The sequence below is a fragment of the Microbacterium tenebrionis genome (assembly GCF_903645325.1).
Lineage (GTDB): Bacteria > Actinomycetota > Actinomycetes > Actinomycetales > Microbacteriaceae > Microbacterium > Microbacterium tenebrionis.
Genome location: NZ_CAHJXQ010000011.1, coordinates 29599 through 55498, shown reverse-complemented (window position 1 = coordinate 55498; position 25900 = coordinate 29599). Strand labels below are relative to the sequence as shown.

Genomic DNA, 25900 nt, shown 5'->3' with positions numbered 1-25900 from the left:
CGTAACGCATGAAGGACGATACTGGAGGCATGACGCTTCAGCAGGAGATCGCCCAGACCCTCGGGGTGAAGCCCCAGATCGACCCGGCCGCCGAGGTCGAACGCCGCGTGACGTTCCTCGTCGACTATCTCGACAAGACCGGAGCGAGAGGGTTCGTGCTCGGAATCTCGGGCGGCCAGGACTCCACGCTCGCCGGACGCCTCGCGCAGCTTGCCGTCGAGCGGGTCCGCGACGGCGGCGGCACTGCCGACTTCATCGCGGTCCGCCTGCCGTACAAGGTGCAGCACGACGCGGATGACGCCGCTGCCGCCCTCGAGTTCATCGCGGCGGATCGGGTCGTCGAGGTGAACATCCAGGGCGGCGTCGACGGTGTCGAGACCGACATCGAGCATGCCGCCGGCGCGACGATCTCGGACTTCAATCGCGGCAACATCAAGGCCCGCATCCGCATGGTCACCCAGTACGCGCTCGCGGGGCACGACGCGCACCTCGTCATCGGCACCGATCACGCCGCCGAGGCCGTGACCGGTTTCTACACGAAGTTCGGCGACGGCGCGGCCGACATCCTGCCGCTGTCGGGGCTGAACAAGCGCCAGGGCAAGCAGCTGCTGCAGACGCTCGAGGCGCCGGAGCGGCTGTGGAAGAAGGTTCCGACCGCCGACCTTCTCGACGACCAGCCCGGTCGCGCCGACGAGGACGAACTCGGCCTCACGTACGAGCAGATCGATGACTATCTCGAAGGCCGCCCGGTGGATGCCGAGGCTGCCGCCCGCATCGAGCAGAAGTACCGCGCCACGGAGCACAAGCGCCACCTGCCGGTCACCCCGGCCGACGACTGGTGGCGCTGAGCGCCGGGGGTGTCTGAGCCCCCGGGTACGCTCGAAGCATGCGGATCGACACCCAGGCGCAGCGCGTCATCTGGAGCGCGAGCGACCTGAAGGCCGCCGCCGAATGCGAGTTCGCCTGGGCGCGCGCGATCGACGCCAAGCTCGGCCGCGTTCCCGCTGTGGAGGAGCCCGAGGATGCCACGCTGAAGCGCGCGGCGAAACTCGGCGACGCGCATGAGGTGAAGGTCCTCGAGGCGTACCGAGAGCAGCTCGGAGCAGATGCGGTGCACGAGGTGGCGAAGGTCAACTCCTCCGATCCCGAGGCTCTGACTGCTGTGGTCGACGAAACGCGCGAGGCGCTGCGGTCGGATGCCCGCCTCGTGTTCCAGGCGGCGTTCGCGACCGACGAGTTCGTCGGATTCGCCGATTTCCTGCTGCGCGACGACGACGGCCGGTGGCGGGTGCAGGACTCCAAGCTCGCCCGGACGGCGCGGGTCACCGCACTCATGCAGCTGGCGGCATACGTCGACCAGCTCGACGGTCTCGGCATCCCGCGATCCGACCAGGTCGATCTCATCCTCGGCGACGGAACGGTCAGCACGCACGACGTCGACGACCTCCTGCCGCTCTTCCACGTGCGCCGATCGCGTCTGCGAACGCTGATCGCCGATCGTGATGTGGCAGCAGGCGCCGCGGGCACGCCGCTCGCCTGGGGCGATGAGCGCGGCGACATCGGTCTCGTCGCGTGCGGGCGCTGCGAGACGTGCACGCAGCAGGTGGATGCCGCACGCGATCTCCTCATGGTCGCGCGGATGCGACCGGTGCAGCGCACGCGCCTCCGCGACGCCGGCATCGAGACGATCGATCAGCTCGCCGCGGCGACCGAAGCCCCCGTCGGAATGAACATCGACACCTTCGAGTCGCTCCGTTCCCAGGCCCGGCTGCAGCTGCGCGCCGAGGCCGACGACGCCCCCTCCTACGACGTCTACCACCCCGCGGCGATCCACACGCTGCCCCGCCCGAGCCGCGGCGACATCTTCTTCGACTTCGAGGGCGACCCCCTCTACACCGAGCCCGCCGCGGACGGCCATGCGCAGTGGGGCATCGACTACCTCTTCGGCTGGGTCGACAACGACGACCAGTACACACCGCTGTGGGCGCACACCTTCGCCGACGAGAAAGCAGCGCTCGAGCAGTTCCTCGACTTCGTGCACGCCCGCAGAGCCGCCCATCCCGACATGCACATCTACCACTACGCGCCGTACGAGACCTCGCATCTCAGTGCGATGGCCGCGCGGCACGGGGTCCGGGAGGGCGATGTCGACAAGCTCCTGCGCGAGGGCGTCTTCGTCGATTTGTACCCGCTCGTGCTGCGCACCGTGCGGGTCGGCTCGCGGTCGTACTCGATCAAGAAGCTCGAGCCGCTCTACATGGGCGAAGACGTGCGCACCAGCGACGTGCAGAAAGGCGACGACTCGATCGTGCAGTACGTCGCAGCGCGCCAGCTCGCCGCCGCCGGCGAGACCGCCGATGCCGACGCCGTGCTCGCCGATCTCGCCGACTACAACCGCTACGACTGCGTCTCCACGCGCCGCCTGCGCAACTGGCTGATCGAGATCGCCCGCGACAAGGGCGTGAACCCGGCGCCGCCCGATGTCGCCGACGAGGTCGTCTACGAGCCGTCGCCGAGGTCGGTCGCGCTGCTGGCCGACGCCGCAGAAGACGTCGAGCGCGGGGGAGACGGCGAAGCCCATCGCGTGGCTGCGGCCGCGATCGACTACTACCCGCGCGAGTCGGCGATCTTCTGGCGGGCGCACTTCCAGCGGCTGCGCGAACCGGTGTCGATGTGGGATCAGACCCGCGACGTCGTCCGCGTGGACGCCGCGGCCTCGGCGGTGCGCCGCGACTGGAGCATCGAAGAGGGTCGGCGCGTCATGTCGCGCGAGATCGAGGTCCGCGGCGAGGTCTCACCGGGGACGACTCTCGGCGAGGGCGCCGAGCCATTCGCGCTGTACCCGTTCCCCGCACCTTTCGTGGTCGATGCGCCGTCACGGGCCGTCCACGTGCCGCATATCGTGCGCATCGCCGAGGTCACAGACGACGGCTACGTCGTGACCGAGAACGCGGTGGACGGGCAGACCTGGGACGAGCTGCCCCTCGCGCTCACCCCGGCAGCGCCTCCCCGGGTCGTCTCCCTGCAGGGCGCGATCGACGAGTGGGCGGATTCCGTGCACCAGGCGGCGCCCGAGTTCCCGGCGGATGCGGCAACCGATATCCTGCGCCGTGTGCCGCCGCGCACCGCGTCGGGCACAGGGCTCCCGGCGCGCGGAGCCGACGTGATCGATGCGATCGTCCGCGCCGTCCGAGATCTCGATCGCAGCTACGTCGCCGTGCAGGGGCCGCCCGGCACCGGCAAGACCTACACCGGGTCGCACGTCATCGCCCGGCTCGTGAACGAGTACGGGTTCCGCATCGGCGTCGTCGCGCAGTCGCACGCCATCATCGAGACGCTGCTCGAGCGCGTCGTCGCCGCCGGCGTGCCGGCGGGTCAGGTCGCGAAGAGCCCGAAGGAGAAGGGGAGCGATCCCGCGTACACGCCGATCCCCAAGACAGGCATGGCGGCCTTCCTCGCCGAGCGCGAGGGGCAGGGCGTCGTGGTCGGCGGCACCGCGTGGGACTTCAGCAACACGACCCGGGTCGAGCGCGGAGGCCTCGATCTCATCGTCATCGACGAGGCCGGTCAGTTCTCGCTCGCCTCGACCATCGCGGTCGCGGCCGGGGCGAAGCGATTGCTTCTGCTCGGTGACCCGCAGCAGCTGCCGCAGGTGAGCCAGGGCGCGCACCCCGAGCCGGTCGACACCTCGGCGCTCGGCTGGGTCATGGACGGCGACTCCGTCGTCCGGCCCGAGTACGGCTACTTCCTCGACCACAGCTGGCGGATGCATCCCGCCGTCGCCGAGCCCGTCTCACGGCTCTCGTACGCGGGGCAGCTGGAGTCGGCATCCGGAACCGAGCTGCGGGCGATCGACGGGATCCGTCCCGGGCTCCATCTGGCGCCGCTCCGTCACCGCGGGAACGCGACCCAGTCGCCGGAAGAGGCGGACGAGGTCGTGCGGATCGTCCGCGACCTGATCGGGCGGGCTTTCTCCGAGCCCGACGCCGGCACCAGGCCGCTGACGGAGGCGGACATCATCGTCGTCGCGCCGTACAACGCGCAGAAGCAGCTCGTGCACGACGCGTTGACCGCCGCCGGATTCGGCGACGTGCCCGTCGGGACGGTCGACAACTTCCAGGGCAAGGAGGCCGTCGTCTCGATCACGACGCTCGCGGCATCCAGCGGTCGCGATGCGCCGCGCGGGCCGGAGTTCCTGCTGCTGCAGAACCGGCTCAACGTCGCCATCTCGCGCGCGCAGGTCGCGGCGTTCCTCATCTACTCGCCTGCGCTGCTCGATGACCTCCCGCGGACGCCGGAGGGCGTGACCAGGCTCAGCGCCTTCGCGCGTCTCGTCGGCGCGGATCGAGGTTGAGCCGCCGCTCCCGGATCAGGACGAGTGATCGAGATCAGGAAAGTCTATCCGAATCGTCCTGCTCTCGGGCACTGTTCCTGACCTCGGCGCGGCTGAGCGGGAGAGGTCAGACCGTGCCGTACAGGCGGTCCCCGGCGTCGCCGAGGCCGGGGACGATGTACCGGTGCTCGTTCAGCCCCTCGTCCAGCGCGCCGAGCACGATCGTGACGTCGCGGTCGCCGACGAGCTTCTCGATCGCCTTGAGGCCCTCCGGTGTGCCGAGCAGGCAGATCGCGGTGACGTCCTTCGCGCCGCGGTCGAAGAAGAACTGGATCGCCGCGGCGAGCGAGCCGCCGGTGGCGAGCATCGGGTCGATCGCGAAGCACTGGCGGTCGCTGAGGTCGTCGGGCAGCCGCTCGGCGTAGGTGGTCGGCTCGAACGTGGTCTCATCGCGCACCATGCCGAGGAAGCCGACCTCGGCGGTCGGGAGCAGCTTGACCATGCCCTCGAGCATGCCGAGGCCCGCACGCAGGATCGGCACGACGATCGGACGCGGCTCGGAGATCTTCACGCCCATCGTCTTGGTGACCGGCGTCTGGATCTCGATCGGGGTCACCTTGACGTTGCGCGTCGCCTCGTACGCGAGCAGGGTGACGAGTTCCTCGGTCAGCTGCCGGAAGACCGGAGACGGGGTGCGCTCGTCGCGCAGCACGGTCAGCTTGTGGGTGATGAGCGGATGGTCGGCGACGTGAACACGCATAGACATAGGGTAATGCGCGCGGGGTGCGGATACGCTCGGAACATGCGCCAGGCAGACACCGACGGGATGCTGCGCGCGCTCGCGCTCGCCGAGCAAGCGGCGGCGGCGGGAGAGGTGCCGGTCGGGGCGGTACTGCTCGATGCCTCCGGTGCGATCATCGGCGAGGGGCGCAACACCCGCGAGCAGACGCACGACCCGACCGGTCACGCCGAGGTCGTGGCGATGCGGCAGGCCGCGGCGTCCATCTCGTCCTGGAATCTCGAGGGCTGCACGCTCGTCGTCACCCTCGAGCCGTGCGTGATGTGCGCGGGGGCGATCCTGCAGGCGCGCGTGGGGCGCGTCGTCTTCGGCGCGTGGGACGAGAAGGCCGGGGCGGCGGGGTCGATGTACGACGTGCTGCGCGACCGTCGTCTTCCGTACCGCGCGGAGGTCGTCGGCGGGGTCTGGGAAGATGCGTCGACCGCGCTGCTGCGCGACTTCTTCGAGCAGCGCCGCTGAGGCGGCTGGGCGATCGCGGAGCCTGTCGATGCGCCCGGTGGGCAGCGGCCGGTCAGTCCTCGGACTTCAGCACGAAGACATCCGTCGACGGCTCGGGGTCGAGCGACGGCCGGTAGATGTCCGGCTGGATGTACAGCGAGCCCACGGCAGACACCGTCGTCCGGATCTGCTGCTCGATCTCGCCGATCACGTCCGCGACGTCGCGGACGGTCTTCTCCGCGGGCAGGGCGATCTTGACCGCGACGAGGAGCTTGTCGCCCTCGACCGTGTACGTCTTCAGGCTGATGAGCTTCTCGACATCGGCGCATCCGAGGATCGCGTCCATGATGAGGTCGAGGTCGTGTTTGCTGGCAGATCCGCTCATGCCGCGAGTCTAGTTCGGGCCCCTGTGATCCGCTGGGGTCCGCATCGGCGCTGTCGCATCCCGAGCATAGGATGGCCGCATGCATGAAGCCCTTCCGTCCCTCGCGTTCCTCGGTGCCGGATCTATGGGAGGCGCCATCCTGCACGGCGTCGTCGCGTCGGGCATCTCGGTCGACGGGGGCATCATCGCGACCAACCGCACGGCCGAGAAGGCCGCGACGCTCCAGGGGCTCGAGAACGTGACGGCCGTCGCGCTGGAGAGCGAGCCGAACGGCAACACGGATGCCGCGGCGTCCGCCCGTGTCATCCTCGTCGGCGTCAAGCCGCACATGGCGCCCGAGCTGCTGCGCGAGATCGCGCCCGTCCTCCGGGACGACGCCATCGTCGTGAGCCTCGCCGCCGGTGTCACACTCGCCACCTTCGCAGAGAACCTCGGCGAGGGTGCCAGGGTCATCCGGTCGATGCCGAACACCCCCTCGACGGTGGGCAAGGGGGTGACCGGACTCGCAGCCGGAGGTGCCGCGACCGCCGATGACGTCGCGCTCGTTCGGCGGCTGTTCGAACTCGTCGGCGTCGTCGTCGAGGTTCCGGAGGAAAAGATCGACGCCCTCTCGACGATCTCAGGTTCTGGCCCGGCGTACGTCTTCCTGCTCATCGAGGAGCTGACGAAGGCCGCGATCGCCAAGGGCTTCGATGAGACCGACGCCCGGCTCATGGCCGAGCAGACCTTCATCGGTGCGACCGCGCTGCTCGCGGCATCCGGTGAGGAGCCCGCCGACCTCCGACGGCGTGTGACGAGCCCGAAGGGGACGACCGAGCGGGCGATCGCGGTCCTGCAGGATGCGAATCTCGACGACGTATTCACCCGTGCGACGGATGCCGCACTCGCCCGCGCCAAGGAGATGGCTGCGGGGAAGTAGCGGCTTCGACTCGTCGCTGCGCTCCGCGCTCGGCCCGTTTCGTCTGCGCGCTTCGCGCTCCGCTCAACGCCCCGCAACCGGAACCACGGGTCGCTGAGCAAGCGCAGCGAGTCGCAGCCGGGTCAGGCGGCGTACCCAATCCGCTCGAGCAGCGCCGTGCGAAACTCCTCAGGGCGCTCGAGGCGCGGCGAGTGTCCGACGCCCTCGAACTCGACCTCGGCCACGTCTCGACGCGGTCAGCGGTCCAGCGCCGCGAATCGTTCGATGTCGCTGTTCGTACCCGACACGATGATGAGGTCGTGGTTGGTGACGACGGTGTTCGCCTCGGCGTAGCGGAACGGCTTGCCGGGGCTCTTCACGCCCACGACCGTGACCTTGTACTTGCTCCGCACACCGGACTCGTTCAGGCTCACGCCCCGGATGAACTTCGGCGGGTACATCTTCGCGAGCACGAAGTCGTCGTCGAAGCGGATGAAGTCCAGCATCCGACCGCTCACGAGGTGCGCGACGCGCTCGCCGGCCTCCCGCTCGGGGTAGATGACGTGGTTCGCGCCGACCCGAGCGAGGATCTTGCCATGCGACTGCGAGACGGCCTTCGCCCAGATCTGCGGGACCTTGAGGTCGACGAGGTTCGCGGTGATGAGGACGGATGCCTCGATGAGCGAGCCGACCGCCACGACCGCGACCTGGAAGTCCTGCGCGCCGATCTGCTTGAGCGCGTCGATGTTGCGGGCGTCGCCCTGGACCGTGTGCGTGACGCGGTCGGACCACTTCTGCACGAGCTCGAGGTTCGCGTCCATGGCGAGCACCTCGCGGTCGAGCCTGTCCAGCTCACCGGCGCACGCGGCGCCGAAGCGTCCGAGTCCGATGACCAGCACCGGGGCATCGCTGCGGAGACCTTCAACCAACGATCGGCCTTTCGACGGGCAGCGAGTAGAGCTGCGTTCTCGTCGTCGCGGCGACCGCCGCGGCGAGTGTCACTGTACCAACGCGCCCCATGAAGATGGTCAGCGCCATGACGTAGGCCGCAGATTCGGGGAGGTCTTCGGTGAGCCCGGTCGAGAGGCCCACCGTGCCGAACGCCGAGATGACGTCGAAGAGCACGTCGGCGATTGGCGCCTTCGTGATCTGAGCGATGACGATCGTCGACAGCGCCACGATCGTCGCTCCCCAGGCGACGACGCTGAGTGCGACGCGCTGCACGTCGCTGGGGATGCGGCGGCCGAACGCCTCGACCGACTGCCGGCCACGGGCCTCCGACCATACAGCGATCGCGAGGACGGCGAGCGTGGTCACCTTGATGCCGCCGGCGGTCGATGCCGAACCGCCGCCGACGAACATGAGCATTGCGCCGGCGACGAGCGACGAGCCGTTCAGATCGCCGATCTCCACGACGCTGAATCCACCGGAGCGGGTCATCGCGGATAAGAAGAACGCCTGGAATGTGGTGTCCACGGCGTCCATCGACCCGAAGGTCTTGGGATTGTCGTATTCGAGCACGAGGAACACCAGCGCTCCGGCGACGAACAGGATGAAGGTCGTGATCAGCGTCAGTTTGGAGTGCAGCGACCAGCGCTTCACATGCCAGACGTTCTTCAGGAGGGTGTAGATCACCGGGAATCCGATGCTGCCGAGGAACACGCTGACCATGAGGACGGTGAGGATGAAGTAGTCGTCAGCGAACTCGGTAAGGCCGCCCGCATTCGGGGTGAAGCCCGTGTTCGTGAAGGACATCGCCGCGTAGTACGGCGCCTCCCACAGAGCTGCGAGCGGAGGGACGCCAGCCATGAGCAGACCGGGGTAGAGCAGGACCGCGACGACGAGCTCGATGACCACCAGCGACAGGGCCACGGTCGTCAGCAGCTGCCCGACCTCGCCGAGGCGGACGGTCTGGCCTTCGTTGACGACGCCGCCGTGAGCGCGCAGCGGGTTGCTGTCGCCCGCAGCGAGGAGCTTCGCGCGCAGGCCCAACTTCTTCGAGATCACGAGACCGAGCACCGAGGCGAGCGTCAGCACGCCCATGCCGCCGATGTTCACGCCGAGGAAGATGAGCACGTGGCCGAATGGTGACCAGTGGCCAGCCATGTCCACCGTCGCGAGGCCCGTGACGCAGATCGTGGAGACGGCAGTGAAGAGGGCATCGCTCAACGGCGTGACCGTGCCAGCAGCCGACGCGATCGGAAGCGAGAAAAGCGCCGTGAACACGAGGATCAGGCTGGCGAAGATCAGGATCGCGAAGCGCGAGGGTGAGGACATGACCACGCGGCGGAAGAAGTGCCATGCGTCGCGTGTGCGCGTGCGGGCCGATGTCGACCAGCCGATGCTCGACATCGCACGCCTCCCCGATTCATCCGGTCGCCCGGCGCGAAGGTCACGCCGAGCCTTCGTCATGGTACTCCCGGCACGGGGCGACTAACCTGAACTTCATGACGGACATCTTCGACGTGATCGCAGACGGAACGAGGCGCGACATCCTCCAGCTTCTGCTGCGGCGGTCGACGGAAGGGGATGCCGGTACCAGCGTCTCGCAGATCGTCAGCGACCTGGGCATCAGCCAGCCCACCGTCTCGAAGCACCTCAAGGTGCTGCGCGATGCCGAGCTCGTCAGCGTCCGCGAGGACGGACAGCGCCGCTTCTACAGCATCGAGGTCGAACCGCTCGAGACCGTCGACGACTGGCTGGTGCCGTTCCTCGTTGATGCTTTCGGCGAGTCCGCGCCCGACATCGACCTCTCCACGATGCCGCTGCCCGACGGTGCCGCGCACGCGGCCGAGGTCGTCGGCCGCGCCGCGGCATCCGCGAAGCACGTCGTCGCGTCGGCGCTCAAGCGGCTCGGCGCCTGACCGCGGCAGCGAAGAGGGCGCTGAAGGGAACTGCACAGCAGTCACATAAACAACATTCGTCCCGCAGGTTTACACGGGCCCCGTCTTCCCCATAGAGTTGGGCATCACCAGAAAGGGGTACGTGGGATGCCCGATGTTCCAGAGGTCCGGTTCCTCACCGTCGCTGAGGTGGCGGAGATCATGCGCGTGTCGAAGATGACCGTCTACCGGCTCGTGCACTCCGGCGATCTGCCGGCGATCCGCTTCGGCCGCAGCTACCGCGTTCCTGAGACCGCGGTGACCGAGGCTCTCCAGCGTCCGATCTCCGACGTCGGCTGACGCCGTCGGAGCCGGGCGTGCGCTCGGTGTGCATCGCGCAGCCGCGCGTTTGCTAAACTGATCCGAGGCATTTTTCCGTGCCCGTACCCGGGTGTCCGATTTCAGCGACGCCCAGCCCCTGACGTAGTGAGGTTTCCGTGGGTTCAGTCATCAAGAAGCGCCGCAAGCGCATGGCGAAGAAGAAGCACCGCAAGCTGCTCCGCAAGACTCGCCACCAGCGCCGCAACAAGAAGTAAGCGGCCAGAGCACCGAGCGCCTGTCTTCGGACGGGCGCTTCGTGTCTGTGGGCGCGAATCAGGGCGGCCAGCGCCGTCCCCGTCGATCGAGGAGCTATGAAGTCCATCACCATCGCTGATCTCGATGACCGCGAGAACACTCCGCTCATCGATGTGCGCGAGCGCGACGAATTCGCCGCCGGCCATGTCCCCGGCGCCGTCAACATCCCCATGTCCGAGATCGGCAACCGGCTCGATGAGCTCCCCGCCGAGGCGTTCGACGTGATCTGCCAGGCAGGCGGACGCTCGGCCCGTGTCGTTCAGGCACTGGAGGAACGCGGCTACGACGCGACCAACGTCGAGGGCGGCACAGGGGAGTGGATCGCCGCCGGCAAGCCGGTCGAGAAGCCCTCGGCGTGACCACGATCACGGTCATCGGCCGCCAGGGCTGCCACCTCTGCCCGACGGCGCTCGGTATCGTCGAACAGGTCGTCGCGGGCCTCCCCGATGACATCGGAGGCGACATCGAGATCGTCGAGCGCTCGATCGAGGACGACCCCGCCCTCTACGAGCGGTGGTGGGAGAAGATCCCCGTCGTGCTGATCGACGATCAGGTGCACGCGTACTGGCGGGTGTCCGCCGACAAATTGCGTCAGGAACTGGAGAAGGCATGATCCGCCACGTCGTCATATGGAAGCTCGCGAGCGAGGATGCCGTCGAGCGCGGTGCGCAGGCCGCAGAGGTCGCCCGCAGGCTCAACGCGCTGGACGGTGTCGTGCCGCAGCTGCGCGCGATCTCGGCCGGTGCGAACGCGATCTACCCCGAGTCGAACTGGGACGTCACCCTCGTCGCCGACTTCGATTCCGTCGACGACCTCGAGCAGTACCAGGTGCATCCGGCACATGAGGAGGTCGTGGCCTACGCCCGCTCCGTCGTGGCATCCCGAGTCGCCGTCGACTTCGAGATCTGAACGATCTGCCGGGTTGCGAAACGCAAACGTAACTCGCAGAGGTGGGGTTTCGCGCCCGCTCCGTGTCAGGATGATCTGCATACCCGTCCGCGGGCCTCACGGCCCCGTCAGTCAGGAGCGGTCATGACCCGTCGCCGTCACCTCGTCCTCGGCCTCGCCTTCGCGGCGACCGCCGCGCTCACCCTCGCCGGCTGCGCCAGCAGCGGCAACGATGCCGGCGGCGACGCCCCGGAGTCCACCGGAGACGACTACGGACTCGTCGAGGCGGGCACTCTCACGATCTGCTCCGACATCCCGTATGCACCCTTCGAGTTCGAGGGCGGCGACAACGGCACCGGCTACACCGGTTTCGACATCGACCTGCTCGACGCGATCGCGAAGAAGCTCGACCTGAAGCTCGCCGTGCAGGACGTGGGCTTCGACGCGCTGCAGTCGGGCACCACCCTCGCCTCCGGTACCTGCGACCTCGGCGCGTCCGCCATGACGATCACCGACGAGCGCAAGGCGAACATCGACTTCTCCGACCCGTACTACGACTCGCTGCAGTCGCTGCTGGTCCCCGCCGACTCGGACATCAAGTCCATCGACGACCTCGACGGCAAGATCGTCGGCGTGCAGCAGGGCACCACCGGTGAGGCGTACGCGACGGAGAACGCGCCCGGAGCGGAGCTGCTGCAGCTCCCGTCCGACGGCGAGCTGTGGCCGGCGATCCAGGCCGGCACCATCGACGCGATCCTGCAGGACCAGCCGGTCAACATCGAGCACGAGAAGGCCGACCCGAACTACACGATCGTCGAGGAGTACGACACGGGCGAGTCCTACGGTTTCGCCTTCGCCAAGGGTGAGAAGACCGCTCTGCTCGACGCCGTCAACGGCGCTCTGCAGGAGCTCCGCGACAGCGGCGACTACGACACGATCTACGACTCCTACTTCTCCGCCAACTGAGTTCGCGGAGGACGGTAGGCCGGGAGGACCTTGGCAATGGCGTTGAGGCGCACTCAGAAGCAGAAGCTGTACCGCTACGCGGTGTACGCGATACTCATCGCGCTCCTCGTGTGGGGTGTCGTGACGGCCGACTGGGCGCGCCTCGGCCCGCTGTTCTTCAACCCCGAGGTCGCGTTGAAGATGCTCCCGGGCATCATCACCACGGGCCTGGTGAACACCCTGTGGTTCACGGTCGTCGCGTTCGTCGGCGGTCTGCTGCTGGGCGTCCTGCTGGCGCTGATGAAGCTGTCGGTGATCGCACCGTTCCGGTGGATCGCGACGGTGTGGATCGAGCTGTTCCGCGGTCTGCCGGCGCTGCTGACGATCTTCGCGATCGCGTACATCCTGCCGATCGCCATCGGCGTCCGCAATCAAGATCTCGGCGGCCCGGTGGTGCTCGGGCTCGTCGGTCTCATCCTCGTCGCCTCGGCCTACATGGCGGAGACGATCCGGGCGGGCCTGCAGGCCGTGCCGAAGGGGCAGACCGAGGCGGCCCGGTCACTGGGCATGTCCCCGATGAAGACGACGTTCTGGATCGTGATCCCGCAGGGCTTCCGCATCATCATCCCGCCGCTGACGAACGAGTTCGTCCTGCTGCTGAAGGACACCTCGCTGCTGTTCATTGCCGGAAGCTTCATCTGGTCGAAGGAGCTCACGACCTTCGCCCGTGACGCGACGACGCAGAACGGCAACGGCACGCCGCTGATCATGGCGGCGCTGCTGTACCTGATCGTGACGATCCCCCTCACGCGCTTCAGCGCGTGGCTCGAGCGACGAATGGCGAGGCAGCGATGAGCACCGACCTGATCGACGTCCACGCCCCGGCCATCGAGGTCCGCGGGCTGGTGAAGAGCTTCGGCGACAACGAGGTGCTCAAGGGCATCGATCTCACAGTCACCGCCGGCGAGGTCGTCTGCGTGATCGGACCGTCGGGCTCGGGCAAGTCGACGCTGCTGCGTTCGGTGAACAGGCTCGAAGAGCCCACCGGCGGCAGCATCCTCATCGAGGGCATCGACATCACCGACGAGGACGTCGACATCGACCGGGTGCGCACTCGCATCGGCATGGTGTTCCAGAGCTTCAACCTGTTCCCGCACCTCAGCGTGATCGACAATCTCACGCTCGCGCAGCGGCGGGTGAAGAAGCGCTCGAAGGCGGAGTCGGAGAAGGTCGCGCACGAGATGCTCGGCCGCGTCGGGCTCAGCGAGAAGGCATCCGCTTTCCCAGGGCACCTGTCTGGCGGGCAGCAGCAGCGCGTCGCGATCGCGCGCGCACTGTGCATGAACCCCGACATGATGCTGTTCGACGAGCCCACGTCGGCGCTCGACCCCGAACTCGTCGGCGAGGTGCTGCAGGTCATGCGGTCGCTGGCGGACGAGGGCATGACCATGCTCGTCGTCACGCACGAGATGGGCTTCGCCCGCGAGGTCGGCAGTCGCCTGATCTTCATGGACGGCGGGCACATCGTCGAAGAGGGCGATCCGCGTCAGGTGCTCGCGAACCCGCAGCATCCGCGCACGCAGGACTTCCTCTCGCGCGTGCTCTAGCCCTCGGCATCCCCGCGCAGCTCCCCGCGGCACCCCACGCTCATCCCGCGAGACGGGGTTTGCGGCACGGGACGAGAGCTGGTGGCCCGGGTCTCATGCTGCAAACCCCGTCTCGAGGTGACGACGTCAGTCCTCGACTTCGACGACCTCGGCGTCCGCGGCATTGCGGCGCGCGGAGTCGATGCCGTTCAGCGCGCCGGACTTCGACGCGTAGCCCTGCCCGGTGGCGATTCTCGCGGTCAGCCCCGTGGGCGGACGGCGACGGGCACGGGGTCGACGGCGAGCCAGACGCGGTCGCCGAAGGCTGGATGCTCGTGCGCATCGTGCTGCACGCGGACGAGGTCGCCGGCATCCGTCTTGACGAGCGTGCGGCGGATGCTGCCGAGGAACGTGCTCTCCTCGACGACGCCGCCGGTCGCGGCATCCGCTTCACCGGTGAACCGCAGGTTCTCGGGGCGCAGGTGCACGTCGACCTCGCCGTCCGCGGCCGAGTTCGTCGGCAGCGTGCGGCCCCACACAGACACCGTCTCGCCGGATGCGACCCCGGAGACGACACTGGAGAGTCCGACGAAGGCCGCGACGTGCGCGGTCGCCGGGCGCAGGTACAGCTCTTCCGGCGTGTCGATCTGGTCGATGCGTCCCGCGTTCATCACCGCGATCCGGTCGGACACGGCCAGCGCCTCCTCCTGGTCGTGCGTGACGAAGACGGTCGTGATGCCCAGGCGCAGCTGGATGCGGCGGATCTCGTCGCGCAACTGCACGCGGACCTTCGCGTCCAGCGCTGAGAGCGGTTCGTCGAGCAGCAGCACCCGCGGCTCCGTGACCAGAGCACGGGCGAGCGCTACGCGCTGCTGCTGCCCACCGGAGAGCTGGTGCGGGAAGCGGTCGGCGAAGCCCTCGAGGCCCACGAGGGCGAGTGCGTCCAGCGCCTTCTTGCCCGCGGCCGTCTTGCCGACGCCCCGTCGGCGCAGCCCGAACGCCGTGTTGTCGGCGACGCTCAGGTGCGGGAAGAGCGAGTACGCCTGGAAGACCATGCCGATGTCGCGCTTGTTGGTGGGTACCCGCGAGACGTCCTTGCCGCCGAGCAGCACAGCGCCGCCGTCGGCGTTCTCGAGCCCGGCCAGCACGCGCAGCGCCGTCGTCTTGCCGCACCCGGACGGCCCCAGCAGCGAGACGAACTCGCCCGGCGCGATGTCGAGGTCGACACCGTGCAGCACGCGGTTCGAGCCGTAGCTCTTCTCGATGCCCTGGAACTGCACGCGGGTGCCCTCGCCGGCTTCGGAGAGAAGCTGGTTGTCCTTCGTGGCGGGGAGCGGCATGGTCATGACGAGGCCTTTCGGTTGCCGCGTGCGGCGCGGCCGATGAGGAGCAGGAGCAGGAAGCAGAACAGCAGCGCGAGCAGCGTGAAGATCGCAGGTGCGTACGGGTCCTGCTTGCCGACGACGACCATCGCCGTCTGGAACACCTGACGGTTCAGGAGCGATGCGATCGTGAACTCGCCGAGCACGACGGCGATCGAGATGAGGGATGCCGACAGCAGACCCTGACGCAGGTTGGGGGCGAGCACCTTCCACACGACCGTCGGCCAGTTCGATCCGAGGGACCGAGCCGCCTCCGAAAGCGTGCGCAGGTCGGCCGCATCGATCGACGCCTGGATCGACCGGTACGCGAACGGCAGCACGGTGACCCCGTAGGCGAAGGCGAGCGTCCAGGTTCCGGTGCCGAGCGCGCGGCTGATCTGCAGGTAGATGGGCGACAGCCCGACCACCAGCACGATCGCCGGGATGGAGATCGGCAGGAGGGCGGTGAACTCGAACACCGGCTTGAGCTTCGGGAACCGCAGGTTCACGAGGATCATGGTGGGCGCGAGCAGCAGCAGGACGATCGCGACAGTGACCAGGGCCAGCACGAGCGAGTTCCCGAGCCCCGTCCAGATCGGCTTGATCGCCGCGGATGCAGCGGGGTCGAGCAGGGCCGCCCAGCGCTCGAACGACATTCCGCCGTCCCGGGTGCGCAGCGTGTACAGGAACGTCGAGATCAGCGGGATCGCGAAGAACGCGCCGATGAGGATGCCGATGATCCAGCGCGTCGCGCGCGAAGGGGCGAGCCGGTTCATGACTGCCACCTCGCAGCCCGCCGCTGGATCAGCGAATACAGCGCCATGACGACTCCGACGACGATGATCATGCCGAGCGCGAGGGCGCCGGCGAGGTTCGCGTGCCCGAGGACCGTCTCGCTCGTGAGAGCGGCACGGATCTGCAGCGGCACGATCTGCGACCCCTGACTGATCAGCGCGGCCGCTGTCGCATAGGACGAGAAGGCGTTGGCGAACAGCAGCAGCAGGCTGGCGAGGAACGACGGGGCGAGGATTGGGATGCCGATGCGAGTCCAGAATCCGAGCCGGGTGCCGCCGAGGGTGAGGTTGGCCTCGGACCACTGGGGCTTGAGCGCCGCGAGTGCGGGCATGAAGGTGATCACCATGAGCGGCACCTGGAAGTAGATGTAGGGGAAGATCAGACCGGGCACTTCGTAGAGCCACACGCCGTTCTCGAAGATGTCGACGCCGAACGAGTCGCGCAGCAGCACGGTGATGACGCCCTGGGAGCCGATCGTCGCGATGAAGGCGAAGGCGAGCATGACGCCGCCGAACTGCGCGAGAACGCCGGCGACGGCATCCACGGTCTGGCGCACCGCACCCTGCGGGTTCATGCCGAGCATCGCGTAGCAGACGAGGGCGCCGGCGAGGGCGCCGACGACGGCCGTGAGCAGCGAGACCCAGGCGGAGTTCGCGAAGGTGTTCAGGACGACCGGATCGCCGAGGGCGGCGACGTTCGACCAGGTGAAGGCGCCGTCCGCGTCGAAGAAGCCGGAGCCGATCGCGAGGATCGTCGGCACGGCCAGGAACAGCAGCACGTAGGCGCTGAAGGGCACGAGTCCCAGCCATGCCCACGACATGCCGGACCGCCGGGCCGTCTGCGACGGCCCGGCGGTGGTGGGGGCGGATGCCGCGGCATCCACCCCCGTAGTCATCGTGGTCACTGGACGGCCGCAGCCCACTTCTCGCCGAGCAGGGTGCCGGCGGCGGTGGACTGCTCCTCGGTCGGGACGACCGTCTCGGCCGGAACCTCGGGAAGGGCCGCGGCGAGGTCGGCGTCGATGGTGCCGGCCTCGGTCATGGCCTCCATGCGTGCCGGGCGTGCGCCGCCCTTCAGCCACAGGTTCTGCACGTCGTCGCTGTAGAGGAACTCCTGCCACAGGCGGGCGGCGGCGGGGTGCGGAGCATCCTTGTTGATGGCCTGGTTGTAGTACGAGGCGTAGCCCGTGCCGTCGAGGACAGTGACCTTCCAGTCCGGGTTGTCGGCGCCCGCGGCGGCGTTCAGGTAGTCCCAGTCGAAGACGACGGGCGTCTCGCCGCTGGTGATCGTGGCCGTGGTCACGTCGACCTTGAGGAAGTTGCCGGCCTTCTGCAGCTCGCCGAAGTACTCGATGCCGGGCGTGAAGTCGTCGAGCGTCCCGCCGTTCTGCACCGTCGCCAGGCCCACCGCGGCGAACGCCGAGCCTGCCTGGGTCGGGTCGCCGTTGATCGCCACGGCGCCCTTGTAGTCCGAGCCCTTCAGGTCGTCGAGCGAGGTGGGCTCGTCGAACTTCGACGAGTCGTAGCCGATCGACATGTACCCGCCGTAGTCGCCGACGAACAGGCCGCTCGGCTCCTTGAGCGCGTCGGGGATCTCGTCGAAGTTCTCCACCTGGTACGGCGCGAACGTGTCGGTGTTCGCCAGCGCGACGGCGAGGCCGAGGTCGAACACGTCCGGGGCGGTGTCGAGGCCCTCGTTCGTCTTGGCGGCGTCGATCTCCTCCTGGCTGGATACGTCGGGCGAGGCCTCGTTGATCGTGATCTCGGGGTAGCGCTCGGCGAACAGGTCGAGGATCTCGCCGTAGTTGGCCCAGTCGCGGGGGAGGGCGATGACGTTGAGCTGTCCCTCGGCCTTGGCCGCGGCCTCGAGGTCTTCGAAGGAGCCGAAGTCGGCGAGCGAGGTGGCGGATGCCGCGTCGGCGGAGTCGCCGCCGTCCGTGCCGGCGCTCGTGTCGGCAGCGCAGGAGGTCAGAGCCAGCGCTGCCGTGGCGGCGAGGGCGATGCCGGCGACGAGACGCGCGCGGCGGGTGATGGTTGCCATGAGGTTCCTCTCGGAGGTCCGGCGCAGGCGCGCCGGAATTCGGGTTGCGTCAGGACGCTACGGCGCGAGAGTTACCGGATCGCTCGGCGTCGGTGAACGAGAGGTGACGCGGATGCGAACGCCGACGTCTCGCGCCCGCCCCGGTCGCTTCTGACCGTGAGACGGGGTCTGCAGCATGAAACGGGTGCTGGTGGCCCGGGTCTCGTGCTGCAAACCCCGTCTCACGTGGTGCGAGGAACGTTGTTGCGCGAGCGCCGCTCCGAGCGCGGATGCCGCGGCATCCGACACCCAGCGCATCACGGCCGATCCGATCCCGGACGAGCGCAGATCGCTGCGCACCGGCACCGCCTCGACGAGCAGCCGGCGCGCACAGCGTCAGGCCATGCCAGGGATGGATGTGAGCTGGCGAGTGCCGACGACCACGCCGTCGAGCTCGACGACGAGCAGGTCGTTCGAGGGCTCGGCGAGGATCTCGGCGAGGGCCGAGCTGTACGCGTCGCGGTCCTCGGCGGATGCCGTGTCGCCCCGCGCTGCGCTGATCGGATCGTCCGAGAGCAGCGCGATCAGGGCGTCGGCATCCTCCGGCGTCGCCCGACGCAGGAGCGCCGAACCCGCCCTGGACTCGAACGGATAGGGCAGGGGGAGGGCGTCGAGCACGGCTCCAGCCTGTCATCGGCCCGCCGTGCGAGGAGGATACTGGAGGGATGGACATCGGTGGGCTGCTGGGGCTCGAGCAGCTCACCTGGGCGATGCTGATCTTCGTCGTCATCGCGGCGTTCGCCGCCGGTTGGATCGACGCCGTCGTCGGCGGAGGGGGCTTGCTGCAGCTGCCGGCCCTGCTGCTGATCCCCGGCATCGCACCCGTGCAGGCGCTCGCGACGAACAAGCTCGCCTCGGTCTTCGGCACGGCGACGAGCAGCATCACGTATTACCGGCGGGCGAAACCGGACATCCGCACGGCGCTGCCGATGGCGGGGATCGCGCTGGTCGGATCGTTCGGCGGAGCCGCCGTGGCGACCGTGCTGCCGCCTGCGGCTTTCAAGCCGATCATCGTGGTGGCGCTGCTGGCCGTGGCGATCTTCACGGTGTTCAAGCCCGAGATGGGGGCGGCGACGAAGCTGCGGTTCGCCGGTCACAAGCACCACATCATGGCGGGTGCCGCAGGCCTCGTTATCGGCTTCTACGACGGGATGATCGGGCCGGGCACGGGGACGTTCCTCGTCATCGCGCTCGTCGCGCTCATGGGGTACGACTTCCTGCAGGCCAGCGCCAAGGCGAAGATCGTCAACCTCGCCACGAACGCCGGGGCGCTGCTGCTGTTCATCCCGCACGGGTCGGTGCTGTGGCTGCTCGGCGGCATCCTCGCGCTGGCGAACGTCGCGGGAAGCTACCTGGGCTCGCGGATGGCGATCGCGCGCGGGTCGACGTTCATCCGGGTCGTCTTCCTCGTCGTCGTCGTCGCGCTGATCGCCAAGCTCGGGGTGGACGTGTGGAACGAGAACATCGTCCCGGGGCTTGCGCTGCTCGCACGCTGAGCCTCGCCGGGACACCTCTCGTCTGCCTGGAACCGCTCGTCTGCGACGAGACCTCTCCGCATCCCCCGCATCCGCGGCACAGACCTCTCGTCAGCGACGAGACCTCCCCATAAACACGTGAATATGGAGAGGTCTCGTAGACAAGACGGGGTCTGTGCAAGCTGGCCGGGCGGGGCCGCCGCCGGGCGGGGTCGCACCGCCGGGCGATGCGGGCGCCGGGCGATGCGGGCGCCGGGCGATGCGGGCGCCGGGCGGGGCGGGCGTCGGGGCGGGGCGGGCAGGGCCGCGGGCTCAGGCCTCGGCATCCTCCGCGACGAAGTCGACGCCGGTCTCGGTGCGCTGCGCGTCCGTGATCGGCGCGGGTGCGCTGGTCAGCGGGTCGAAGCCGTTGCCGGTCTTCGGGAACGCGATGACCTCGCGGATCGACTCGGTCTTGGTGAGGTGCTGCAGCACGCGGTCCATGCCCAGCGCGATGCCGCCGTGCGGCGGGGCGCCGAACTTGAAGGCATCCAGCAGGAAGCCGAACTGCTCGTCGGCCACCTCGTCCGAGATGCCCATGACCTCGAACACGCGCTTCTGCACGTCCTCGCGGTGGATGCGGATCGAGCCGCCGCCGAGCTCGGTGCCATTGCAGACGATGTCGTACGCGTACGCCAGCGCAGAGCCGGGGTCGGTGTCGAACGTGTCCTCGAACTCCGGCTTGGGGCCGGTGAAGGCGTGGTGCACGGCGGTCCAGGCGCCGGCGCCCACGGCGACGTCGCCGGATGCCACGGCATCCGCGGCCGGCTCGAACATCGGAGCATCCACGACCCACGTGAACGCGAACGTGTCGGGGTCGAGGAGGCCCTGGCGGCGGCCGATCTCGACGCGCGCAGCTCCGAGCAGCGCGCGCGAGTCCTTGGCGGAGCCGGCGGCGAAGAACACGCAGTCGCCCGGCTCGGCGCCGGTGAGCTCTGCGAGCCCCGCCTGCTCCTTCTCGGACAGGTTCTTGGCCACAGGGCCGCCGAGCGTGCCGTCCTCGTTGAAGAGGACGTAGGCGAGCCCGCGGGCGCCGCGCTGCTTGGCCCAGTCCTGCCACGCGTCCAGCTGCTTGCGCGGCTGCGAGGCTCCGCCCGGCATCCGCACCGAGCCGACGTACTCGGCCTGGAACACGCGGAACGTCGTCTCGGAGAAGTAGTCCGTCGCCTCGACGAGCTCGAGGCCGAAGCGCAGGTCGGGCTTGTCGGAGCCGTACTTCGCCATCGCGTCGGCGTAAGTGATCCGCGGCAGCGGCGTCTGAACGTCGACGTCGATCGTCTTCCACATCGCGACGACGAGGGACTCCATCATCTCGATGACGTCCTCCTGGTCGACGAAGCTCATCTCGATGTCGAGCTGGGTGAACTCCGGCTGGCGGTCGGCACGGAAGTCCTCGTCGCGGTAGCAGCGGGCCATCTGGTAGTACTTCTCGACACCGCCCACCATGAGCAGCTGCTTGAACAGCTGCGGGCTCTGCGGCAGCGCGTACCAGCTGCCGGGGTGCAGACGCGCGGGCACGACGAAGTCGCGGGCGCCCTCCGGCGTGGACCGGGTGAGGGTCGGCGTCTCGACCTCGACGAACTCGCGCTTGTCGAGCTCGTCGCGGACGGCCTTGTAGACCTTCGAGCGCAGGCGCAGAGCGGATGCCGCGGATGGGCGCCGCAGGTCGAGATAGCGGTGCTTGAACCGCACGTCCTCGCCGACGGTCTCGCTGTCGCCCAGGCCCGTGGAGACCTGGAACGGCAGGGGAGCGGACTCGTTGAGCACCTCGACGTCGGTCGCGATGACCTCGATGTCGCCGGTGGGCAGGTTCGGGTTCGCGTTGCCCTCGGGGCGGCGCGAGACCTCGCCCGTCACGCGGAGCACGAACTCGCTACGCAGCGGGTGGGCGACCTCTTCATCACGGATGACGACCTGGGCGATTCCGGAGGCGTCGCGAAGATCGATGAAGGCGACTCCTCCGTGATCACGACGACGATCGACCCAACCCGTGAGGGTGACGGTCTGACCGATGTGGTCGGCTCGCAGCGAGCCGGTCGTGTGAGTGCGAAGCACGGAGATTCCTCCAGTTCAGAAAAGGGAACCCCGCCATTCTACGTGGGCGCGGGCGGGGATCCGCGGGGCGCCGGCGGCGCTGGATAGACTCGGCCGCAGCGGGCCGCGTCGGGCGGCTCCGCCAACAGGGAGCACGCCGTGGACTGGAATCTGATCAGCGCCCAGATCGCCTCGACGAACTCGATGTGGCTGAGCCTGACGCTGTACGTCCTGTACGCCCTCACCATGTGGCGGGTCTTCGTCAAGGCCGGGTACGCCGGCATCCTCGCGCTGATCCCGATCGTGAACTGGATCTTCCTCGTGAAGATCGCCGGACTCTCCGGATGGCTCGCGCTGCTGTATCTGATCCCCTTCGTCAACGCGATCTTCGCGATCGTCGTCGCGGTGAAGGAGGGTGCGAACTTCGGCAAGGGCGGGCTGTTCTCGTTCTTCCTGCTGTGGATGCTCCCGTTCATCGGCCACCTGATCATCGGCTTCGGGTCGGCCACCTACCGAAAGGTCTGAATGCCTGCCGAGCGACTGCATCTCGTCCGTCATGGCGAGGTCCACAACCCCCGACGCGTCCTCTACGGACGCCTGCCGCACTATCGGCTGAGCGAGGCGGGCAGGGCTATGGCCCGATCCGCGGCGGAGTACGTCCAGGGCCTCGATCGGCCGGTCACCACGCTGCGGTGCTCGCCGCTGCAGCGCACCCAGGAGTCCGCCGAGCCCTTCAGCGAGATCTTCGGGCTGGCGCCCGCCCTGGACGAGCGGGTCATCGAGCCCGCCAACGTGTTCGAGGGCACGAACATGCGCCGATCGCTGCGGGACCCCCGCAACTGGTGGCACCTGCGCAATCCCTCGGTGCCGAGTTGGGGAGAGCCGTACACGTCGATCGCCGAGCGCATGGAGCAGGCGATGAACAGCGCCTGGAACGAGACCGAGCGGGGGGATGCCGTGATCGTCTCGCACCAGGCGCCGATCTGGATCGCGCACCTGCACGTCGCCGGGCTCCGTCTTCGCCACGACCCCCGCACGCGTCGCTGCGCGCTCTCGAGCGTCACCTCCTTCGAACGCGTCGGCGACGTGTGGCGCGAGGTCGGCTATGCCGAGCCAGCCGCAGCCGGCGTCGACCTCGGCGCGGTGTGACGGAAGTCATCGATCTCGATCGCACCCGACGGCAGCATCCGCAGTCCGAGCTCTGTGGCGCAGGGCGCTCGCTGAGGCGCCGAACCCGCCGCGACGAACAGGCTCGAGCCTTCCAGATCCCCCATAGAAACCCCTGCGTAGACTGGGAATGTGCCCGCTCTCTCGCCGAATCACCGTGCCCGTCGCGTGCTCGGAGCTGCGCTCGCCGCGCTGGTCGCCGTCTCACTGACGGCCTGCGGCACCGACCCCGTCGCCGAGCAGTACCTGTCGGGCGACGGCAAGGGCTACATCTCGGCGGACGGCGCGGTCGAGGAGATCCCCGTCGCCGATCGCGGTGAGCCGGTCGTCTTCAGCGGCGTCACCGAGAACGGTGATGAGTTCGACAGCGCCGACATCGCCGGGGACGTGACGGTCGTGAACTTCTGGTACGCCGGCTGCGCCCCGTGCCGCGTCGAAGCGGGCGACCTCGAGGACGTCTGGCAGGAGTACGCGGGCGACGGCGTCTCATTCGTCGGCATCAACATCTACGACCAGGCCGACACGGCGCGCTCGTTCGCGAAGACGTACGGCGTCACCTACCCCAGCATCATGGACGTCGACAGCGGCGCCGCGAAGCTCGCGTTCGCGAGCGCGACGCCGATCCAGGCCACCCCCACCACTCTCGTGCTCGACAAGCAGGGTCGTGTCGCCGCTCGGATCATCGGACAGATCGACGGCACCAGCATCCTCTCGACGCTCGTCAAGGACGCGCTCGCGGAGAGCGCGTGAACACGGCTGAGCTGATCGGCTCCGGCGCCCTCTGGCTCGCGATCCCGGTCGCGATGCTCGCCGGCCTCGTCTCGTTCCTCTCCCCGTGCGTCTTGCCGCTCGTGCCGGGGTACCTCGGGTTCATCGGGGGAGCGGTGGCACCGAAGGGCGCTGACCCTTCGACGGGCTCAGGGATCGGCGGGAGCCGCGGCCGCCTCGTGCTCGGGGTGCTCCTGTTCATCCTCGGATTCAGCGTCGTGTTCATCGCGTTCACGGTCGTCGGCGGCGCGGCATCCGTCTTCTTCCTGCAATGGGGCGACCTCATCACCCGCATCCTCGGCGTCGTGATCATCGCGATGGGTCTCGTCTTCCTCGGTCTGTTCGGATTCGCGCAGCGCGAATGGCGCATGCAGGTCAGCTCGAAGACCGGCCTCATCGGGGCGCCGCTGCTCGGCTTCGCGCTCGGCATCGGCTGGGCTCCCTGCATCGGACCGACCCTCACGACGATCGTCGCGCTGTCGATCAATGTCGGCGACCCCTGGCGGGCCGGATTCCTCGGCCTCGCGTACAGTCTCGGCCTCGGCATCCCGTTCCTGCTCGTCGCCCTCGGCTTCGGCTGGGCGACCAAGGCGATCGGGTTCCTGCGCCGCCACATCCGCGTGGTGAACATCGCCGGCGGCGTGCTGCTCATCGCGCTCGGCATCCTCATGGTCACGGGCCTGTGGACCGACATCATGTCCCGACTGACGGCGGTGATGGGCAGTGTCATCCTCCCGCTCTGAGAAATCGCGAAAGAACCAGAAGGATGCCGTGACGAGTTCCGATCCGCTCCGCCCCTCCGACCACATCGACGGCGATGAGGCCGCGATCACCCAACCGCGCCTCGGCGTCGTGGGCTGGCTGCGCTGGGGCTGGCGTCAGCTGACCTCGATGCGCACCGCGATCATCCTGCTCCTCGTGCTCGCGATCGCGGCGATCCCGGGCTCGATCTTCCCGCAGCGCATGGCCGACCCCAATGGCGTCACGCAATGGCAGACCGACAACCCCGACCTGTTCCCGGTGCTCGATGCGCTGGACATGTTCGACGTCTACCTGTCGCCGTGGTTCTCGGCGATCTACCTGCTGCTGTTCATCTCGCTCGTCGGCTGCGTGATCCCGCGCATCAAGCACCACCTGGGGGCGCTGCGCTCGCGCCCGCCGCGCACACCCGTCCGTCTGCAGCGGCTCGAGGACTTCCGCTCGGTGGTTCGTCCCGTCACCGGGGCGGATGCCGACGCCGAGGCATCCCGGTCCATCGACGTGGCCCAGAAGCAGCTCAAGGCGCTCGGGTACCGGGTCGAACGCTACGACAGGGGCGCGACGTACTCCGTCTCGGCCGAGCGCGGCTACCTGCGCGAGACCGGGAACCTCGTCTTCCACCTCGCGCTCGTCGGGGTGCTCATCACCGTGGGCGTCGGCGGCAGCTTCGCATACACGGGCCAGCGCGTGGTCGTCGAGGGTCAGACGTTCGTCAACACGCTCCTGGACTACGAGTCCATGAACCGCGGCCGCTTCGTCGGCGACGACGCCCTCAGCCCGTACTCGATGACGCTCGATTCGTTCGATGTGACCTACCAGGAGTACGGGTCGGCGGCATCCGGCCAGGCGGGCGATTTCTCGGCGAACGTGACGGTCACGCAGGACGGAAAGACGCGCGAGGATGCCGTCCGGGTGAACCATCCGCTCGACATCGCCGGCGACAAGGTCTACCTGCTCGGCAACGGATACGCGCCGACGATCACGGTGCGCAACGCCGACGGCGAGGTCGTCTACGACAACTCCGTGCCGTTCCTGCCGCAGGACAACGCGCTCACCTCCCTCGGCGTCATCAAGGTCACCGACGGCCTGCCCGAGCAGCTCGGCATCGCCGCGTTCTTCTATCCGAGCGCGGTGAAGCTCGACAACGGCGCCTTCGCGTCGGCGCACGGCGATCTGCTCAATCCGCTGCTCACCCTCCGCGTGTACGAGGGGGACCTCGGCATCGACGACGGCTCCCCGAAGTCGGTGTACGTGCTCGACACCGACGAGCTCACCCCGATCGCCGGCGACGGCAGCGACACCCCGTCGATCGAGCTGCAACCGGGCGAGACCGCTGATCTTCCGGGCGGCCGCGGCACGATCACGTTCGAGGACGAATCCCCGGTCGGCGCCACGGACTATACGGAGTCCGTCAAGCGGTTCGCCTCGCTTCAGGTGCACCACGACCAGTCCGCGGTCTGGGTGCTCGTGTTCGCCCTGCTCGCGCTCGGCGGTCTCATGCTCGCCCTGTTCGTGCCCCGTCGCCGGATGTGGGTCAAGGCGACGGCGACCGGCGGGGAGGTGCGCCTCGAGTACGCGGGCCTCGCCCGCGGCGAGGATCCGACGCTCGGCGCCGCCGTCGACGACCTCGCGACCGGCCATGCCCGCCTCATGGACGCCGCTTCCTCCGCAACCACCCGAAAGTAGACTGGGA

At 68.6% G+C, this 25900-nt stretch carries 30 protein-coding genes; 19 read left to right on the top strand and 11 right to left on the bottom strand.

The features are described 5' to 3' along the window. Positions 1-29 precede the first annotated feature (29 nt). Complete coding sequence (nadE, locus tag HWX58_RS13040) at positions 30-848, top strand: NAD(+) synthase (protein ID WP_175988416.1); 819 nt, start codon at positions 30-32, stop codon at positions 846-848. A 38-nt stretch (positions 849-886) separates the two neighbouring features. After that, positions 887-4354, top strand: coding sequence for a TM0106 family RecB-like putative nuclease (locus HWX58_RS13035; RefSeq protein ID WP_175988414.1), 3468 nt, complete (start codon positions 887-889; stop codon positions 4352-4354). Positions 4355-4460: 106 nt separating this feature from the next. Here HWX58_RS13035 and upp read toward each other — a convergent pair whose 3' ends face one another. Next, positions 4461-5093: a uracil phosphoribosyltransferase gene (gene upp, locus HWX58_RS13030; protein ID WP_175988412.1), complete on the bottom strand. Its 633-nt coding sequence runs from the start codon at positions 5091-5093 to the stop codon at positions 4461-4463. Positions 5094-5135: 42 nt separating this feature from the next. Between upp and tadA the strand changes: the two genes are divergently transcribed. After that, the gene (gene tadA, locus HWX58_RS13025; protein ID WP_438268263.1) at positions 5136-5591 is read left to right on the top strand and encodes a tRNA adenosine(34) deaminase TadA; all 456 of its coding nucleotides are present in this window, start codon (positions 5136-5138) and stop codon (positions 5589-5591) included. Positions 5592-5643: 52 nt separating this feature from the next. Here tadA and HWX58_RS13020 read toward each other — a convergent pair whose 3' ends face one another. Further along, positions 5644-5955 carry a cation transporter dimerization domain-containing protein gene (locus HWX58_RS13020; RefSeq protein ID WP_175988410.1) on the bottom strand — a complete coding sequence of 104 codons (312 nt, stop codon included), beginning with the start codon at positions 5953-5955 and terminating at the stop codon, positions 5644-5646. Positions 5956-6034: 79 nt separating this feature from the next. On the opposite strand from HWX58_RS13020, the gene proC reads away from it, so the two are divergent. After that, positions 6035-6874, top strand: a complete 840-nt coding sequence (gene proC / locus HWX58_RS13015; RefSeq protein ID WP_175988408.1) for a pyrroline-5-carboxylate reductase — start codon at positions 6035-6037, stop codon at positions 6872-6874. 236 nt (positions 6875-7110) lie between these two features. Here proC and HWX58_RS13010 read toward each other — a convergent pair whose 3' ends face one another. Then, a complete protein-coding gene (locus tag HWX58_RS13010) occupies positions 7111-7782 on the bottom strand; it encodes a potassium channel family protein (RefSeq protein WP_175988406.1) in 672 nt (223 codons plus the stop codon). Then, entirely contained in the window at positions 7775-9205 is a 1431-nt protein-coding gene (locus tag HWX58_RS13005; RefSeq protein ID WP_175988404.1) for a TrkH family potassium uptake protein, read from the bottom strand. The genes HWX58_RS13010 and HWX58_RS13005 overlap by 8 nt, the downstream gene beginning before the upstream one ends. A 95-nt stretch (positions 9206-9300) precedes the next feature. On the opposite strand from HWX58_RS13005, the gene HWX58_RS13000 reads away from it, so the two are divergent. The 9 genes from HWX58_RS13000 (at position 9301) to HWX58_RS12960 (ending at position 13751) form a co-directional block, all read left to right on the top strand. Further along, positions 9301-9717, top strand: coding sequence for an ArsR/SmtB family transcription factor (locus tag HWX58_RS13000; protein ID WP_175988402.1), 417 nt, complete (start codon positions 9301-9303; stop codon positions 9715-9717). A gap of 126 nt (positions 9718-9843) precedes the next feature. Continuing rightward, complete coding sequence (locus tag HWX58_RS12995; RefSeq protein ID WP_175988400.1) at positions 9844-10035, top strand: helix-turn-helix domain-containing protein; 192 nt, start codon at positions 9844-9846, stop codon at positions 10033-10035. A gap of 137 nt (positions 10036-10172) precedes the next feature. Beyond that, positions 10173-10271: a 30S ribosomal protein bS22 gene (locus tag HWX58_RS12990; protein ID WP_003792170.1), complete on the top strand. Its 99-nt coding sequence runs from the start codon at positions 10173-10175 to the stop codon at positions 10269-10271. A gap of 96 nt (positions 10272-10367) precedes the next feature. Further along, on the top strand, positions 10368-10670 hold the full coding sequence (locus tag HWX58_RS12985; protein ID WP_175988398.1) for a rhodanese-like domain-containing protein: 303 nt from the start codon (positions 10368-10370) through the stop codon (positions 10668-10670). Further along, positions 10667-10924, top strand: a complete 258-nt coding sequence (locus HWX58_RS12980) for a glutaredoxin family protein (protein ID WP_175988396.1) — start codon at positions 10667-10669, stop codon at positions 10922-10924. Before HWX58_RS12985 ends, HWX58_RS12980 begins: the two co-directional genes overlap by 4 nt. Continuing rightward, positions 10921-11220, top strand: coding sequence for a Dabb family protein (locus HWX58_RS12975; RefSeq protein ID WP_175988394.1), 300 nt, complete (start codon positions 10921-10923; stop codon positions 11218-11220). The genes HWX58_RS12980 and HWX58_RS12975 overlap by 4 nt, the downstream gene beginning before the upstream one ends. 123 nt (positions 11221-11343) lie before the next feature. Then, on the top strand, positions 11344-12165 hold the full coding sequence (locus tag HWX58_RS12970; protein WP_175988392.1) for a transporter substrate-binding domain-containing protein: 822 nt from the start codon (positions 11344-11346) through the stop codon (positions 12163-12165). A 36-nt stretch (positions 12166-12201) separates the two neighbouring features. Continuing rightward, on the top strand, positions 12202-12999 hold the full coding sequence (locus tag HWX58_RS12965; RefSeq protein WP_175988390.1) for an amino acid ABC transporter permease: 798 nt from the start codon (positions 12202-12204) through the stop codon (positions 12997-12999). Continuing rightward, positions 12996-13751: an amino acid ABC transporter ATP-binding protein gene (locus HWX58_RS12960; protein WP_175988388.1), complete on the top strand. Its 756-nt coding sequence runs from the start codon at positions 12996-12998 to the stop codon at positions 13749-13751. Before HWX58_RS12965 ends, HWX58_RS12960 begins: the two co-directional genes overlap by 4 nt. Before the next feature lie 126 nt (positions 13752-13877). On the opposite strand, the gene HWX58_RS15300 is transcribed toward HWX58_RS12960, so the two are convergent. The 6 genes from HWX58_RS15300 to HWX58_RS12930 form a co-directional block, all read right to left on the bottom strand. After that, positions 13878-13982 carry a YegP family protein gene (locus HWX58_RS15300; protein WP_284690609.1) on the bottom strand — a complete coding sequence of 35 codons (105 nt, stop codon included), beginning with the start codon at positions 13980-13982 and terminating at the stop codon, positions 13878-13880. Between the two features lie 8 nt (positions 13983-13990). Further along, on the bottom strand, positions 13991-15076 hold the full coding sequence (locus HWX58_RS12950) for an ABC transporter ATP-binding protein (RefSeq protein WP_175988386.1): 1086 nt from the start codon (positions 15074-15076) through the stop codon (positions 13991-13993). Further along, the gene (locus HWX58_RS12945; protein ID WP_175988384.1) at positions 15073-15867 is read right to left on the bottom strand and encodes an ABC transporter permease; all 795 of its coding nucleotides are present in this window, start codon (positions 15865-15867) and stop codon (positions 15073-15075) included. Before HWX58_RS12945 ends, HWX58_RS12950 begins: the two co-directional genes overlap by 4 nt. Then, the gene (locus HWX58_RS12940) at positions 15864-16781 is read right to left on the bottom strand and encodes an ABC transporter permease (protein ID WP_250646245.1); all 918 of its coding nucleotides are present in this window, start codon (positions 16779-16781) and stop codon (positions 15864-15866) included. The genes HWX58_RS12945 and HWX58_RS12940 overlap by 4 nt, the downstream gene beginning before the upstream one ends. A 5-nt stretch (positions 16782-16786) precedes the next feature. Further along, positions 16787-17926, bottom strand: a complete 1140-nt coding sequence (locus tag HWX58_RS12935) for an ABC transporter substrate-binding protein (protein WP_175988380.1) — start codon at positions 17924-17926, stop codon at positions 16787-16789. 375 nt (positions 17927-18301) lie between these two features. After that, positions 18302-18583 carry a GNAT family N-acetyltransferase gene (locus tag HWX58_RS12930; protein WP_250646244.1) on the bottom strand — a complete coding sequence of 94 codons (282 nt, stop codon included), beginning with the start codon at positions 18581-18583 and terminating at the stop codon, positions 18302-18304. Between the two features lie 47 nt (positions 18584-18630). Between HWX58_RS12930 and HWX58_RS12925 the strand changes: the two genes are divergently transcribed. Further along, positions 18631-19461 (top strand): sulfite exporter TauE/SafE family protein, encoded by an 831-nt coding sequence (locus HWX58_RS12925; protein WP_175988378.1) that lies wholly within the window; start codon positions 18631-18633, stop codon positions 19459-19461. Positions 19462-19752: 291 nt separating this feature from the next. On the opposite strand, the gene aspS is transcribed toward HWX58_RS12925, so the two are convergent. Continuing rightward, the gene (gene aspS / locus HWX58_RS12920) at positions 19753-21534 is read right to left on the bottom strand and encodes an aspartate--tRNA ligase (protein WP_175988376.1); all 1782 of its coding nucleotides are present in this window, start codon (positions 21532-21534) and stop codon (positions 19753-19755) included. Between the two features lie 138 nt (positions 21535-21672). Between aspS and HWX58_RS12915 the strand changes: the two genes are divergently transcribed. From HWX58_RS12915 to resB, 5 genes are all read left to right on the top strand, one after another. Further along, positions 21673-22038: a DUF5684 domain-containing protein gene (locus tag HWX58_RS12915; protein ID WP_250646243.1), complete on the top strand. Its 366-nt coding sequence runs from the start codon at positions 21673-21675 to the stop codon at positions 22036-22038. Continuing rightward, positions 22039-22662, top strand: coding sequence for a histidine phosphatase family protein (locus tag HWX58_RS12910; RefSeq protein ID WP_175988374.1), 624 nt, complete (start codon positions 22039-22041; stop codon positions 22660-22662). It abuts the gene before it with no gap. Between the two features lie 150 nt (positions 22663-22812). Continuing rightward, positions 22813-23430, top strand: coding sequence for a TlpA family protein disulfide reductase (locus tag HWX58_RS12905; protein ID WP_175988372.1), 618 nt, complete (start codon positions 22813-22815; stop codon positions 23428-23430). After that, on the top strand, positions 23427-24191 hold the full coding sequence (locus HWX58_RS12900) for a cytochrome c biogenesis CcdA family protein (RefSeq protein WP_175988370.1): 765 nt from the start codon (positions 23427-23429) through the stop codon (positions 24189-24191). Before HWX58_RS12905 ends, HWX58_RS12900 begins: the two co-directional genes overlap by 4 nt. Positions 24192-24219: 28 nt before the next feature. After that, positions 24220-25893 (top strand): cytochrome c biogenesis protein ResB, encoded by a 1674-nt coding sequence (gene resB, locus HWX58_RS12895; RefSeq protein WP_250646242.1) that lies wholly within the window; start codon positions 24220-24222, stop codon positions 25891-25893. Positions 25894-25900 lie beyond the last annotated feature (7 nt).